14 protein-coding genes are annotated in these 14,856 nt (G+C 65.3%); 5 read left to right on the top strand and 9 right to left on the bottom strand.

Going from position 1 to position 14,856, the window contains the following annotated elements; all coding sequences use genetic code 11:
• Genes AC3WOB_RS18450 through AC3WOB_RS18440 form a run of 3 tightly spaced genes read right to left on the bottom strand, consistent with a single transcriptional unit; the run spans position 1 to position 2,492 of the window.
• A complete protein-coding gene (locus AC3WOB_RS18450; RefSeq protein WP_492275809.1) occupies positions 1–531 on the bottom strand; it encodes a MaoC family dehydratase in 531 nt (176 codons plus the stop codon).
• The gene (locus AC3WOB_RS18445; protein WP_492275808.1) at positions 531–1,697 is read right to left on the bottom strand and encodes an acyl-CoA dehydrogenase family protein; all 1,167 of its coding nucleotides are present in this window, start codon (positions 1,695–1,697) and stop codon (positions 531–533) included. Before AC3WOB_RS18445 ends, AC3WOB_RS18450 begins: the two co-directional genes overlap by 1 nt.
• A gap of 42 nt (positions 1,698–1,739) precedes the next feature.
• A complete protein-coding gene (locus AC3WOB_RS18440; protein ID WP_492275807.1) occupies positions 1,740–2,492 on the bottom strand; it encodes an SDR family NAD(P)-dependent oxidoreductase in 753 nt (250 codons plus the stop codon).
• Between the two features lie 265 nt (positions 2,493–2,757).
• Between AC3WOB_RS18440 and AC3WOB_RS18435 the strand changes: the two genes are divergently transcribed.
• Genes AC3WOB_RS18435 through AC3WOB_RS18415 form a run of 5 tightly spaced genes read left to right on the top strand, consistent with a single transcriptional unit; the run spans position 2,758 to position 9,384 of the window.
• The gene (locus AC3WOB_RS18435) at positions 2,758–4,860 is read left to right on the top strand and encodes an acetate--CoA ligase family protein (protein ID WP_492275806.1); all 2,103 of its coding nucleotides are present in this window, start codon (positions 2,758–2,760) and stop codon (positions 4,858–4,860) included.
• A 55-nt stretch (positions 4,861–4,915) separates the two neighbouring features.
• Positions 4,916–5,896, top strand: a complete 981-nt coding sequence (locus AC3WOB_RS18430; protein ID WP_492275805.1) for a Bug family tripartite tricarboxylate transporter substrate binding protein — start codon at positions 4,916–4,918, stop codon at positions 5,894–5,896.
• Positions 5,897–5,906: 10 nt separating this feature from the next.
• Complete coding sequence (locus AC3WOB_RS18425) at positions 5,907–6,968, top strand: CaiB/BaiF CoA transferase family protein (protein WP_492275804.1); 1,062 nt, start codon at positions 5,907–5,909, stop codon at positions 6,966–6,968.
• Positions 6,969–7,595: a flavin reductase family protein gene (locus AC3WOB_RS18420; RefSeq protein WP_207469142.1), complete on the top strand. Its 627-nt coding sequence runs from the start codon at positions 6,969–6,971 to the stop codon at positions 7,593–7,595.
• Positions 7,596–7,602: 7 nt separating this feature from the next.
• The gene (locus tag AC3WOB_RS18415) at positions 7,603–9,384 is read left to right on the top strand and encodes an acyl-CoA dehydrogenase family protein (RefSeq protein WP_492275803.1); all 1,782 of its coding nucleotides are present in this window, start codon (positions 7,603–7,605) and stop codon (positions 9,382–9,384) included.
• Positions 9,385–9,388: 4 nt separating this feature from the next.
• Here AC3WOB_RS18415 and AC3WOB_RS18410 read toward each other — a convergent pair whose 3' ends face one another.
• The 6 genes from AC3WOB_RS18410 to AC3WOB_RS18385 all read right to left on the bottom strand — a co-directional run bounded on the left by AC3WOB_RS18410 (position 9,389) and on the right by AC3WOB_RS18385 (position 14,766).
• Positions 9,389–10,168 (bottom strand): fused MFS/spermidine synthase, encoded by a 780-nt coding sequence (locus tag AC3WOB_RS18410; RefSeq protein WP_242702565.1) that lies wholly within the window; start codon positions 10,166–10,168, stop codon positions 9,389–9,391.
• A 69-nt stretch (positions 10,169–10,237) separates the two neighbouring features.
• Positions 10,238–10,657 carry a universal stress protein gene (locus AC3WOB_RS18405; RefSeq protein ID WP_492275802.1) on the bottom strand — a complete coding sequence of 140 codons (420 nt, stop codon included), beginning with the start codon at positions 10,655–10,657 and terminating at the stop codon, positions 10,238–10,240.
• 23 nt (positions 10,658–10,680) lie between these two features.
• Positions 10,681–11,664: a TerC family protein gene (locus AC3WOB_RS18400; protein WP_492275801.1), complete on the bottom strand. Its 984-nt coding sequence runs from the start codon at positions 11,662–11,664 to the stop codon at positions 10,681–10,683.
• A 169-nt stretch (positions 11,665–11,833) separates the two neighbouring features.
• A complete protein-coding gene (locus AC3WOB_RS18395; protein ID WP_492275800.1) occupies positions 11,834–12,610 on the bottom strand; it encodes an SDR family oxidoreductase in 777 nt (258 codons plus the stop codon).
• Positions 12,611–12,622: 12 nt separating this feature from the next.
• Positions 12,623–13,537 carry a beta-keto acid cleavage family enzyme gene (locus tag AC3WOB_RS18390; protein WP_013391008.1) on the bottom strand — a complete coding sequence of 305 codons (915 nt, stop codon included), beginning with the start codon at positions 13,535–13,537 and terminating at the stop codon, positions 12,623–12,625.
• A gap of 5 nt (positions 13,538–13,542) precedes the next feature.
• Entirely contained in the window at positions 13,543–14,766 is a 1,224-nt protein-coding gene (locus AC3WOB_RS18385; RefSeq protein WP_492275799.1) for an ABC transporter substrate-binding protein, read from the bottom strand.
• Between the last annotated feature and the right edge of the window lie 90 nt (positions 14,767–14,856).

Genomic DNA, 14,856 nt, shown 5'->3' with positions numbered 1-14,856 from the left:
TCATTTCTCCGCTATCTGTTCAATGGACTGCGACGCGCGGCAGGCGACCAGCATCTTCACGCTGCAGACGCATACCGTTTCCCCATGCTGATTAATGCCTTGCCGTTCGAACTCGACCACGCCCCGGCTGGTATCGCTGGCCAGGCGCCGGCCGGCCACCAGGATCCTGACCTTGATCGTGTCGCCGACAAACGTGGGCTTGGCGAAGCGATAGGACATCTCCAGCAGGCCCAGGATCGACGGTTCCAGGCACTGGTTCAGCACGGTGCGGGTGTTCAGGCCGGACATGATGGAGCCGACCAGCATGCCGTGCGCGATGCGCCGGCCGAATTTGCTTTGGCCCGCATAGACCGCGTCCGTGTGCAGGCGGTTGTAGTCGCCGCTCAGGCCGGCGAAGGCGACGACGTCGGCTTCGGTGATGGTGCGCGCCGCGGTCTCTACCGCCAGGCCCGGCGACAGTTCGTCCCAGTAATAACGCAAGTCCGCCAGCGCGCCGGGCGCGGGCGCCTCGACTGCAATCTGCGCTGCCATCACTTCGCCGTCTCCGCCGCGTTGATCGCGGACAGGCCCAACACCTCGCGGCCCACGATCAGCGTCTGCACTTCCGCCGTGCCTTCCGGTATCGTGCCGCCGCTGGTATCGCGGAAGATGCGCTCCAACGGGTATTCGGTCGAATACCCCAGGCCGCCATGGACGCTCAGCGCAATCTTGGCGACTTCGTGCGCGGCTTCGGCGCCGTACAGTTTGGCGATGGAGCATTCGACGCGCGCGGGCAGGCCTTTCTGCACGGCCACGGCCGCCTTGTAGCCCAGCGCCCGCGCCGCTTCGGTGCGGACCATCATGTCGACGATATGCTTCTGCACGAGTTGGAATTCACCGATGGGGCGGCCGAACTGGCGCCGGGTCTTGGCGTATTCAATGGACAAATCCAGTGCGGCCTGCGCCGCGCCCACGGCGCCCATTGCGATGTTCAGGCGGCCATAGTTCAGGCCCGTCAGCATGGTCTTGAGCGCAGTGCCCTCGGCGCCCAGCAGGCTCTCCTTGGGTACGCGCACGCCGTCAAAACGCAGCTCGGCGGTGCCGGACGCTTTCAGGACCATTTTGTCGACCAGGCGCGCCTCGTAGGGCGACTGTTCGCGTTCGACCAGGAACAGCGAGAGCTTGCCGTCGCAGCCGGCGCTGAAGGTACGCGCCAGGACGATCGCGTAGTCGGCGTTGACCCCGTTGGTAATCCACAGCTTGCTGCCGTTCAGCACATAGTGGTCGCCCTGGTCTTCCGCCTTGAGCTCGATGCCGGCCACGTTGGAGCCGTGGTTGGGTTCGCTGATCGCCACGCAGACATTCTTGGCCGACGCCAGCACGGGCCGCAGGAATTTCTCTTTCTGGGCCGGCGTACCGTAGGCATTGACGAGGCGCAGGAAGATATTCGTGATGTTGAGGATGGTGCGCAACGATCCCCAGCAATACCCGGCCTCTTCGACCATCATCGCCCACGTGACGAAATCCAGGCCGAAGCCGCCGTCGTCCTCCGGAAGCAGTCCGCCGATGTAGCCGAATGGCGCCAGCCCCTCCAGCACGTCCGCAGGGATGCGCTTGTCGGCCTCGCAAGCGGCGATGCGCGGGCCCACCTCGGCCTTCATATAGCGCCTGATGCTGTCGCGCAGGGCCAGTTGATCGGTATCGAAATCAAAATCCATGTTGTCCTCCAGGCGGCCAATTCAAGATATGGGGTGTGCGTCTCAAGACGAAAAACGTCCGCCCGTCACGTACAGGGTGACGCCGGTGATGTAGCGGGCGCGCTCCGAAGCGATGAAGGCGACGGACGACGCGATATCGTCCGGCTGGCCCAGGAAGCCGACCGGATTCTTGGCCAATGCCGCATCCCGCAATGCCGGATAGGACGGCAGGGACTGGATCAGCTCGGTCTCGACGAAGCCGGGCGCGATGGCGTTGACGGTAATGCCGAACTTGGCCTGTTCCAGCGACAGGGCGCGGGTGAAGCCCACCAGGCCCAGCTTGGCGGTGGTGTAGTTGGTCTGGCCAGGGTTGCCGAACACAGAACGCGAGGCGATATTGATGATGCGCCCCCACTTGCGCTCCATCATGCCCGGCAGCACGGCGCGGGTGCAATGGAAGGCGCCTTTCAGGATGGTGTCGACCACCGAATCCCAATCGGACTCGGCCATCTTTCCCAGATACTTGTCGCGCGTGAAACCCGCGTTGTTGACCAGGATGTCGACGCCACCGTAGGCAGAAGCCGCAGCGTCCACCATGGCGGCGACGGCGTCGCGCTCACAGACGTCGCACTGGAGGCCGATCGCCTCGAGGCCCTCATCGCGCAGCCGCTGCGCCGTCACCGCGGCGGTCTGGCCGTCGATGTCGGTGATCACGACGCGCGCTCCTTCTTCGGCCAGCACCCGCGCCGTCTGGGCGCCTATGCCGCGACCCGATCCGGTCACCAGCGCCACTTTTCCCGCAATTTTCAAATCCATGCGTAACTCTTTCCTGTGTGGATGGAACGGCCGGCGGCCGTGCGTGCCATCACGCAATTCCCCTGGGCGCGCCACCCCGTTCCGGGGCGGTGGCAACCCCTGCGGGAGGGCTTATTAAATTCATAATATCGTATAGAACAACGAGATGTCGAATTTATTTCCGATTGACCTATGCGGTATCTCGAATTAGTATCCGACCTGTTGTATTAATTGCACCATCAACCATTGCCAGGCGGGCATGCGCGACATGCCCGGAGGACCTCGAATGTTTTCAGACCTTGCCCCGCTGTTCGATCCCAGCTCCCTCGTCCTGATCGGCGCCTCGGACCGGCCCGCCAGCATCGGCCAGCGCGCCTTGACCAATATCGTCGAGCACTCCAGCTACACCGGCGAACTATTTCTGGTCAACGCCACCAAGGACACGGTCATGGGCAGGCGCGCGTATCGCTCGGTGATGGATCTGCCCTATGCGCCACAGACTGCGATCGTGGTCGTGCCGGCGCCGGCGGCGGTCAGCGTGCTGGCGGACTGCGGCCGCAAGGGTGTCAAGTTCGCCATCGTCCTGACCTCTGGCTTCGGCGAGACCGGCGAGGCGGGCCGCCAGCTCGAAAAACAGATGCGCGCCATCGTCCGCGAAACCGGCATCCGGATCTACGGACCGAACTGCCCCGGCATGAACAACAACAACCGCGGCCTGGGCTTCACGTTCTCGCCCGCCTTCCAGTACGACCGCATGCCCGGCCCGATCGGCCTGGTCACGCAGGGCGGCGGACTCGGCCGCACATTCCTGCAAGCCAGCGGCCGCGGCATCGGCATCGGCCTGTGGTGTTCGAGCGGCAACGAGGTCGACCTGACCGCCAGCGACTACATCAACCACATGGCCGCGATGCCCGAAATCAAAGTCATCGTCACGCTGCTGGAAGGCATCAACGACGCGCCCCGTTTCGCTGCCGCAGCGCTCAATGCCGCGCGCCAGGACAAACCCATCGTGGCCCTGAAGGTTGGCAAGTCCGCCTACGGCGTCAAGGCCACGCAATCCCATACCGCCGCGCTGTCGGGCAGCGCGGACATCAACAGCGCCGCCTTCCGACAACTGGGCATCGTGGAGGTCGACGACATCGATGAACTAATCGATACCGCCGCGCTGCTGGCCCGCGGCGTGCCTGCGCGCGCCATTCGCACCGCCGTGTATTCGTTCTCGGGCGGCACCGTCGCGCTGGCTGCGGACATGCTGGGTTCCGCGGACCTGGCGCTCGCCGAGTTCGAACCGCGGACCCGCCAGGCCCTGGCGGAGCTGCTTCCCAGCTATGCGGCCATCGACAATCCCGTCGACACCACCGCGGAGATCCTGGTCCAGAGCGACATCAGCTACGGTTCGCTGCTGCGCGTAGCCCAGGACCCGAATGTGGACGTCGTGCTCTATCCCATTCCCATGGAATACGGCGACACGACACTGGCCGCCTGCCAGAACCTGGTCAAGGTGCAGGCCGAAGTCGATATCCCCATCGTGCCGGTCTGGATGAGCGACAAGCTGGGAACCGGCTACCAATGCCTGGTCGATGCAGGCATCGCACCCATCCGGACACTGGGCAAGGCCATCAAGGCGCTGGCGAAATGGAACGGCCATGGCGCATCCGCCCGCGCCTTCGATCCGGCATGGGAGCCCTCCATCATGCATGCGGCGCCCCAACGCGATACGCAGGCGCCGCAAGCCTACGCCGAGCGCACCGCCAAGCAGTTGCTGAGCGAAGCCGGGGTCGCCGTGCCCTTCGGGCGCGTCTGCCGCACGGTCGATGACGCCGTGGCCGCGGCCGCGCAATGCGGCGGCCCGGTGGTGGCCAAGATCGTCAGCCCGCAGATCCTCCACAAGTCGGACATCGGCGGCGTCATCGTCGGACTGCGCGCGGCCGAGGAAATCCGCAACGCATGGGAGCTGATCATGGCGCGGGCGCGCGAGGCGTATCCGCAGGCGGACATCGAAGGCATCCTGATCGAACAAATGATGGCGCAACGCGGCGTGGAAACCCTGGTCGGCGTGCACCGCGACGACCTGTTCGGCCATGTCCTGACCTTCGGCCTGGGCGGCGTCTATGTCGAGGTCTTCAGGGACGTGAGCCGCCGCCTCTTGCCGCTCACGCCCGCCGACGCGCGCGCCATGATCGCGGAGACCCGCTGCCATCAGCTGCTTGCCGGGTGCCGAGGCCAGGCGCCTGCCGATATCGGCGCCCTGGAAAAACTGCTGCTGGCCGTGTCCGACTTCGTGACGCGCGGCCCCTATGAGGTCCAGGAACTTGATCTGAATCCCGTGCTGGTCAGCCCGGACGGCGCCGTCGCGCTGGACGCCGTGCTGATCGCATCCGCGCGATAGCGCACTTCAACATCCGCCGCTCCAGATGGCGGACCCATACAACAGGAGACTACCCATGTTCAACAAGCTCTTCGGACCCGCGGCGGGCGTGCTCGCCGCCGCCATGGCGCTCGCGCCGCTCAACGCCTCGGCCGACGCCGCCTTTCCGGACCGCCCGATACGGTTCATCGTCCCGTTCACCGCCGGCGGCATCACGGACAATGTGGCGCGCACGGTCGGCGCCCGCGCCTCCGAACTGCTGGGGCAGCCCATCATCGTCGAGAATCGCGCCGGAGCGGGCGGCAACATCGGCGCGGAATACGCGGCCAACAGCAAGCCGGACGGCTATACGATCTTTCTCGGCACGCAGGGCACCCAGGTCACCAATCCCCTGATCTACAAGAACGCCAGCAAGCCTGACAAGGCCCTGGTCGCCGTGCAGGGGCTCACGGCCATTCCCAATATCCTTGTCGTCAACGAATCCCGCCCGTACAACACGCTGGAAAAGCTCGTCGCCTATGCCAGGGCCAATCCGGGCAAGCTGAACACGTCCAGCGCTGGCGCCGGCACCGGCACGCACCTTGCGGCCGAGCTGTTCCAGTCCGTCGCTGGCGTGAAATTCAGCCATATCCCGTTCAAGGGCAGCGCGCCTTCGATCACCGCGCTGATCGGCGGCCAGGTCGACATTTCCTTCGACTACCCGGTCTCGACCGAATCCTTCATCAAGAGCGGCAAGATCCGCGCGCTCGCCGTCACCGGAGAAGCCAGGCTGCCGTCCTTCCCCGAAGTGCCCACACTCGCGGAACTCGGCTATCCGGGCGCCACCTCCGTGTCCTGGATGGGCCTCTTCGTGCCCGCCGACACGCCCGCGCAAGTGAGCTCCAAACTCGAAAAGGCGTTCGCCCAGGCCATCGACGATCCGCAGATCGCCTCGCGCCTGATCGCCTTCGGCGGCGTGCCGTTGAAGAAATCCGGCGTGGATTTCTCCTCTTTCGTGAAGGATGAATCCGTCAAGTGGGGCAATGTGGTCAAGGAAGCCAAGGTGCAGCTGGACTAGGAGCCTTGCCATGCCTCACCCGCACCCCCTTCCCCTTTCCGGCATCGCGGTTGCCGACTTTTCCGAACTGCTGCCAGGGCCGTTCCTGACCCAGAACCTTCTGGAACTGGGCGCCGCCGTCACAAAGATCGAGCGCCCTCCGCACGGCGACAACGCGCGCCGGCTCTACCCCGGCGTGTTCGATGCCGTCAACCGCGACAAGCCATGCGTCATGCTTGATCTCAAGCAGCCGGCAGGTGTGCAGGCGGCCCGCGAAATCATCGCGCGCAGCGATGTCCTGGTCGAGGGATTCCGTCCGGGCGTCATGGCGCGTCTGGGCCTGGGCCATGACGAGGCCGCCGCCATCAATCCCGGGCTGGTCTACGTGTCGTTGAGCGGCTACGGCCAGCACGGCCCCAATGCGCAGCGGCCAGGCCATGACATCAACTATCTCGCCACGGCGGGCGCATTGGCGCTGGCGGGCAGCGATCCCGCCATGCCTGCGCCAGGAGCCGGCCTGCCCGTCGCCGACCTTTGCGGCGCCATGTATGCCTTGTCCAGCATCTTGGCGGCGTTGATGCAGCGCCAGCATACGGGCCGCGGGCAACATCTGGACGTGTCGCTGACGGACTGCGTGGCCCACTGGATGAATCCGCGCCTGGGCCAGTTCTCCTCGGCCGGACTCGCCAGCCTGGCCGCGCAGCGCCAGGACGTGTTGAACAAGCCCGCCTATGGCGTGTTCCGCACGCGCGATGGCGCCTGCGTCGCGATTGCGGCGCTGGAGGACCACTTCTGGCTGCGCCTGGTGCAAGCCTTTGCCTTGGACCTGAGCATTGCGGAAACCTCGTCCTATCACCAGCGCGTAACGCTGGCCACGGACATCAACCACGCGATCGCCGGACACGTGGCCGGCCTGGATGCGCCGGACATCATCGCCCGCCTGGAGGCCGCGGACGTGCCGGTATCGCTGGTGGAAGAGCCCCTGGCGCTGCGCGACACACCCCATGCGCGCGCCCGCGGTCTCTTCGACGGCCATGCCGAGGCGCGGTACGTCCGCTACCCGGTACGGCTGGCCCACATGAACGAGGGTTGAATGGCCGCGCACATCGGCCTGGACGCGGCAAAGCTGAGCGCGCGCGAGACCTACCGGCTGCTGACCTCCTGTCTCGTACCCCGGCCCATCGCCTGGGTATCCAGCATGGACGCGATGGGCCGGGGCAATCTGGCCCCCTTCAGCTTCTACACCATGGTGTCGACGGAACCGCCGCTGATCGCCCTGAGCATCAGCCAGCACCAGGGCCAGGATAAGGACACTTCGGCCAACATCCTGGAAACGGGAGACTTCGTCGTCAACTTCGTCACGCTGGAACAGCTTGCCCCCATGCACGCGTCCTCGGGCCGCTACCCGGCGGATGTCGACGAGGCCGCGCTGCTGGGCGTGGACATGGTCGCAAGCACGCGGGTCAGACCGCGTGGCGTCGCGCGCAGCCCCATCCGGCTCGAATGCAAGCTGGCGCAGGCGCTCACCTTCGGCATCCAGTCCGCACGCCTGCTGGTGGGCGAGGTCATCCATTTCAGCATCGCCGAGCACTGCATGAGCGATGGCCGCATCGATGGTTCGCTGCTCGACCCTGCCTGCCGCCTTGGCGGCCCCTGGTATGCGGGCCTGGGCCCCAGAATCTCTGCCGGCCCGGCGCAGTCACTCTCCACTTCTGAATAGGCACTCCATGAGCCAGTATCAAGCGCCATTGCATGACATCGACTTCCTCACGACCGCGGTGTTTCCCCTGGACCCGCATCTACAGCGCTGCGGCTCCGCGCTGGACGCCGGGCTGGCGCGCTCCGTCGTGCTCGAAGCCGGGAAATTCGCGCAAGGCTTGCTGGATCCCCTCAATCGCATCGGCGATCAGCAGGGCTGCCGCCTGCATGAAGGCGGCGTTTCCACGCCCGCCGGGTTCCAGCAGGCCTACCGCGCCTTCTGCGAAGGCGGATGGAATGGCTTGCGCCAACCCGAACAATACGGCGGCCAGGGGCTTTCCTGCGTGCTGTCCACCCTGACCGAAGAGATCTGGCACGCCTGCAACCCCAGCTTCGCCCTCTGCGCCATGCTGACCGGCGGCGCCATCGAAACCCTCCTGCATGCGGCGTCCCCGGCCTTGAAGGACCAGCTGCTGCCCCGGCTGATCAGCGGTGAATGGACCGGCACCATGAACTTGACGGAACCTGCGGCAGGCTCGGACCTTGGCGCCGTGCGCACCCGGGCAATCCCGCTGGAGGACGGATCCTATGCGATATCCGGCCAGAAGATCTTCATCACCTACGGCGACCATGACCTCGCGTCCAACATCATCCATCTGGTGCTGGCCCGCACGCCCGATGCGCCTTCCGGCGCAAAAGGCCTGTCGCTGTTCGCCGTGCCCAAATACCTGATCCAGGACGACGGCTCGCCGGGCGCGCGCAACGATATGCACTGCACGGCCCTGGAGCACAAACTGGGCATCCATGCCAGCCCCACCGCGGTCATGCAGTTCGGCGCCGGGCAGGGCGCCACCGGCTACCTGGTCGGCGAGCTGAACCAGGGCCTGATGCACATGTTCGTCATGATGAACGAAGCCCGCTGCGCCGTCGGCAACCAGGGCCTGGCCGTTGCCGAACGCGCTTTCCAGCATGCGGTCTGGTATGCGCGGGAACGCAGCCAGGGCAAGGTCGTCGGCGAAGAGGGCGCGGCGCTTCCCATCTTGCGCCACCCGGACGTACGCCGCCTGCTGCTTTCCATGAAGACCCGAATTGAATCGATGCGCGCGCTGGGCATGTACCTATCGATGCAGAGGGATCTGGCCCATGCCGGCGCGGACCTCGAAGTCCGCAGCCGCGCCCAGGCCCGCGTCGACCTGCTGATACCCGTCATGAAAGGCTGGTTCACCGAGACCGCCCAACGGATCACGTATGACGCGGTCCAGGTCTTCGGCGGCATGGGCTTCATCGAGGAAACCGGCGCGGCCCAGTACTACCGGGATGCGCGCATCCTGACCATCTACGAAGGCACCACCGCGATCCAGGCCAACGACCTGCTGGGCCGCAAGACGGTCCGGGACGGCGGCGCGCAAGCCACGCTGCTGCTCGATGAGATGTCCCACCTGGCCGAGGCGATGCTGGCGGGCGCGGCGCCGGCCCGCGAGTTCGGCCGCAGTCTGCGGCAGGGCTGCGCGCATTTGCGCGAAGCCATCGCGTGGCTGCTGGAACGCCATGCCGCCGATCCGCGCGCCACCCATGCGGGCGCCGTGTCCTATCTTGAGCTCTGGGGCCTGGTGGCGGGCGCCTGGATGCAAGGGCTGCGCCTGCGCGCAGCGCTGGGCGGCGGGGCCGACGGCGCCGCGCTGCAGGCAATCCAGGCCAGCGCCCAGTTCTATGCAGGCAATCTGCTGGTCCAGTCCGGCGCCTTGCGGCAGGCCATCGGCGAAGGCGGCGCCAGCATTGACGCCTTTCCCGACGCCTGCTGGTCCACTTAGAGTGCTATCTCTGCACCAGCGTCGCGCCGATCACCTTCATCGTCGGCATCAGTTGGCGCCAGGCGTCCTTGGGCATGGACGCCGGCCGCCGCAGCTGCGCCGCGGCGGGATCGTCCAGCAGATCGCCCTTGCAGGCGAAGACGATGCTGTTGGTCATGTCGTCGTCCACCACTTCGAACATGGATGCGCCGAACGATGCACGCACCCGGTCCATGTATTCGTGATGGTCCGGGTGGTTCACATGGAAGTTGATCACCAGGATGCCGTCCTCGCGCAAGGCCCTGAAACAGTCGGCGTAGAACTCAGCCGAACATAGCGGGCCGGGAATCCCGCCTACGCCGAACCCGTCCAGGAATATCACGTCGGCATGGTCCGACAGTCCGCGCATGTGTTCGGCCGCGTCGGCCTGGATCACGCGGAACCGTTCCCCGTCGCGCGGCACCATGAACGCGTCACGCAGGGCGATCACGGCGGGGTCGATCTCGACCACTTCGACAGCGCTGCCCGACAGATAGCGATGGCAGAACTTGGGCAGCGAGCCGCCGCCCAGCCCCACCATCAAGATGCGGTCTGGATCCGGATTGAAGAGCACGAAGCCCATCATCATCCGCGTGTACTCCAGCTCCAGCGCGTCGGGATTGAGCGTGGACATGCTGCTCTGGATTTCCTGCTGCGTGAAATGCAGGGTGCGGCGGGTGCCGGAATTCTGGACAAAGGGGCGCAGGTGCGCCGCCGGCGCGCCGGCAGGCTGGGTATCGGAAGGATTGTGAACGTCGTCGGGCATGAAACACTGCGTATTGCGGAGAAACACGCAGAAGATACCACTGCCGGGCCCGGCGACGCCCGCCGCCCCTCAGACCAGCAGCACCGGGCAGGGCGCATGGGCGATGACCCGCGCGCACACCGACCCCAGCAGGGCGTCCAGAAACGGCGCCCGATGGTGCGAGCCCATCACGATGGCCGTGGCGCCGACCTTGATCGCATGCGCCACGATCTTGTCCGGCGTATGTCCCGTGAGCTCATGGCATTCGAAGCTGATATTCCCCGCGCGCAGGATGTCGACCACGGACTTCATTGCCTTGTCGCTCTCTTCGTGATGCCAGGCGTCGATGTCGGCCTGGCCGATGAAGGCTTTGACATCGCCAGTCACGTCGGCCTCGCAATGCAATACATGCACCGTGAAATCCCGGTTCAGCAACGGCCCTTCGACCAGATAGCGCGCCGCGGCGTCGCTGTAGCTGGACCCATCGGTGGCAAGAATGATCGTGTTCATGACAGATCTCCGGTTCGTGGGACTCAGCCCTTGGGACCCGCGGCCTTGGCCGCGGCCCGTCTGGGCAGGAACATGCTGGCGCCCACGGATGCCAGCAGGATCAGGCCTACCGCTACTAGCGACCACTGCACCGGCACATGGAACCATGGCGCGGCCAGCATCTTGCCGCCGATGATGATGAGCACCGCGGCAAGTCCGTGCTTGAGGTAGCGGAAACGCTCCCGCATGTCGGCCAGCAGGAAATACAGCGCCCGCAGGCCCATGATGGCAAAGATATTGGAAGTAAAGACCAGGAACGGGTCGGTGGTGACGGCGAAGATGGCAGGGATGCTGTCGACCGCGAACACAACGTCGCTCGCCTCTATCATCAGCAGCACGACAAACATGGGCGTGGCATGCCGCAGGCCGCCAATGCGCACGAAGAATGACTCGCCGTGGTAGTCCTTGGTAATGCGCATGGAAGACCGCAGCATGCGCACCAGCGGATTGCGGGCGATATCAGGCTGATGATCCGCCCGGGCCAGCATCCTGGCGCCGGTTACCACCAGCAGCAGGCCGAACACGTAAAACAGCCAGTCGAAGCGCGACAGCAGCCATACGCCGGCGAGTATCATGCAAACCCGCATCACGATGGCGCCCAGCACGCCATACAACAGCACCCGGCGCTGCAATTCCAGCGGCACCACGAAGTAGCCGAAGATCAGCGAAAAGACGAACATATTGTCCACGGACAGGGACAGTTCGATCAGATAGCCGGTGTAGAACTCCAGCGTCTTGCGGTGCGCAACGGCTCGCCCCAGGGTGGCATCCAGATACCACCACATCAGGGCGCCGAACAAGGCTGCCAGCGCCATCCATACGCCCACCCAGAACAGGGCTTCGCGGGGCCGCACGCGGTGCGCATGGCGGCCGCCCAGCACGTAAAGATCCAGTGCCAGCACGACCAGCACAAACCCGACGAACCCCGCCCACATCGGCAGGGTGGCAAAGGTCTCGACCTGAGTCATCAGGACCTCCCGCCGTCGCTGCAAGACCGCTATGCGACGGCCAGCGGTACACAATGCATGTACGAGTCCAGTCTAGAACTTCCGGACACGGCGAACAATTCGCCTGGATCGAACTGACGCTCAGGTTTTCTGGAACCGTCGCCGACGGTTCGCCAGGGGTGCTGTCGCCTCAGCCCAGATACTCCACATTGCCGCAGACGGAGATGCTCTGGCCGCTGATGATGGCGCCCTCGTCGGAACAAAGGTAGGCCACCTGATTGGCGATGTCCTGCGGACTGGTCATGCGGCGCAACGACACCTTGTCCACCAGCTGCTCGCGCATCGCATCGTTGCTCACGCCGCTGGCGGCGGCGCGGGCGGCGATGATCCGTTCGACCCGGTCGCCCGAGACGACGCCCGGCAGCACGGAATTGACGCGGATGTTCGACGGCCCCAGCTCCATGGCCCAGGTCTGCGTCAAGCCGGCCAAGCCGAATTTGCTGGCGCTATAGGGCGTACGCAACGAAAAGCCCAGGCGCCCCGCAACGGACGAGATATTGACGATGGCGCCGCCGCCTGCCGCCCGCAGCAGCGGCACCGCGCTGCGCGCGCACAGGAAGGTTCCGGTCAGATTGACGTCCAGCGTGCGCTGCCATGCGTCCAGCGTGGTTTCCTCCAGCCGGTTGGTCGGACCGGACACCCCCGCATTGTTGACGAGGGTGTCGAGCTTGCCCCATTTTTCCGTCAGCTCGCCGAACATGGCCTGGACTTGCGCTTCGCTGGACACGTCGGTCACGCTGACGCACAGGCGCGGATGCTCGGCGGCGGCAGCCTTGCACGCCGCTTCGTCCACGTCGCAGACATGCACCTCGGCGCCCGCCTCCAGGAACCTGCGCGCGATCGCCAGGCCTATCCCTTGCGCGCCCGCGGTGATGAGGACGCGTTTACCTTGCAGTGAATTGCTCATGGCGTTTCCTTGTCAGAGCGCGAACTCGGGCCGGATTCCGCTTTTGAGCGGCAGGCCCAGGATCTCGCGCGCCTCCGCGGGCGTGGCAGGCTCCATGTCCATTTCGCGGATGACGCGCACGACGCGCTCGGTCAGCTGGACGTTGGTGGCCAGCTCTCCGTGGCGGTAGTACAGGTTGTCTTCCAGGCCGACCCGCGCATGGCCGCCCAGCAACAGGGCGGCGATATTGGCCTCCAGCTGCGCTGGTCCGATGCCGCTGACGCAGAAGATGCTGTTCTTGGGCAGCAGATCCACCATCATCTGCAGGTGCCGTACCGAAAACGGCATGGCGTTCTGGAAGTTGCGATGCACGTTCATGACCAGGTTGATGAAATGGGGGCCTTCGTCCAGCCCCTCTTCGATCAGCGTCGTGGCATCTTGCAGGATGTGCGTGGGGCTGAAGACTTCCCATTCTGGCTTGATGCCGCGCGCCTGCATGCCGGCGGCCAGTTCGCGGGCCTTGCTAAGCGGCGTGTTCATCAGGTATTCGCGGTCGCCGAACGCGAGGTTCAAGGTCGTGGCATCCAGCGTGCACATCTCGGCGCCGGCATCCATACCCTTGAGCCGCTCTTCCCACAGGATCTCCCATGTGCCCGGCGTGGTCTCCTTGACCATGTCGCCATGCACCCCGCCGCCGGTGGAGTTGTTCAGCACGATATCGCAGCGGTCACGGATGAGCCGGTTCATTTCCCGGTATACCGAGGCGTCGCAGGTCGCCTGGTCGTCCGGCCGGCGCGCGTGCAGCGCCACCACGCTGGCGCCGGCGTTATAGCAGCGGTATACGTCCTCCGCGATTTCCAGCGGCTGCGTGGGCAGGTGCGGATTCTGGCTCTTGAATGCCATGCCCCCGGTCGGGGCAATGGTGACGATGACTTTGCGTTTGCTCATGAGGTTCACTTCCAGAGCGCGCAGCGGCTCTCTTCCTTGGTGGTGAAGGCCTGGTTGCCGTCGATGGTCTGCACGACGTTGAAGTAGTCCCAGGGCTCCTTGGACTGTTCCGGCGTCTTGACCTGCAGCAGGTACATGTCGTGCACGACCCGCCCGTCCGGCCGCACCACGCCGTTCTTGATGTAGACGTCGTTCAGCTTGTTTTCGCGCAGATAGACCAGCACGCGGTCGGCGTCGTCAGTGCCCGTGGCCTTGACCGCCCGCAGGTATTGCAGCGCCGCGGAGTAATCAGCCGCCTGCAATGAGGAAGGCATGGCCTTACGCCGCTCGAAGAAGGCGCGGCCCCAGGCGCGGGTTTCGTCCGACGTATTCCAGTACCAGCTGTCCGTCAGGTACATGCCTTGCGAAGCCGGCAGCCCCATGGCGTGGATGTCGTTGATGAACATGATCAGCCCCGCCAGACGCATGGTCTTGGTGATGCCGAATTCATTGGCGGCCTTGATCGAGTTGGTGGCGTCCGCGCCGGCGTTGGCCAAGGCGAGGATATCCGCCTTGCTGCTTTGCGCCTGCAACAGGAAGGACGAAAAGTCGCTGGCGGCCAGTGGGTGCCTGACCGATCCGACGACGGTGCCGCCGCCGGCCTCGACCACCTTCGTCGTGTCGGCCTGCAAGGCATTGCCGAACGCGTAATCCGCGGTCAGGAAGTACCATTTCTTGCCGCCTGCCTTGACCACCGCCGCGCCGGTGCCGCGCGCCTGCGCCACGGTGTCGTAAGCGTAGTTCAGGGTGTAGGGCGTGCATTGCTCGTTGGTCAACGCCGGGGCGCCCGCGCCCACCACGATGATGGGCCGCTTCTTGTCGGCCGCGACCTTCGACATTGCCAGCGCCGTGCTGGAATTGGTGCCCCCGATCAGCATGTCCAGGCCCGCCTGGTCGAACCATTCGCGCGCCTTGGCCGAAGCGATGTCCGCCTTGTTCTGATGGTCGGCCGTCAGCAGCTCGATCTTCTTGCCGCTGATCTCGCCGCCCATCTCCTGGATCGCCATCTTGATGGCCTCGGCGCCGCCGGGGCCATCCGGCCCCGAGTACACGCCGGACATGTCGGTGATGAAGCCGATTCGAATAACATCGTCAGAAATCTGCGCCTGGGCCGCAGGGGCCTGCAGCAGCGACACGGCCAGACCGCAGGCCAGGGCGCTGCGGCACATCATGCCTTGCATGGGCAACATGCTTGTCTCCTCTTGTGGGTTTTGGCGTCTGGAACCTCGGCTATTCTGGTGCTGGGTCCCGGCGGCGGACAGTCATCATGGTGACAAAGC

The sequence above is a fragment of the Achromobacter sp. FW305-C-30-7 genome (assembly GCF_058783105.1).
This window is presented reverse-complemented; position numbering and strand designations above follow the sequence as displayed.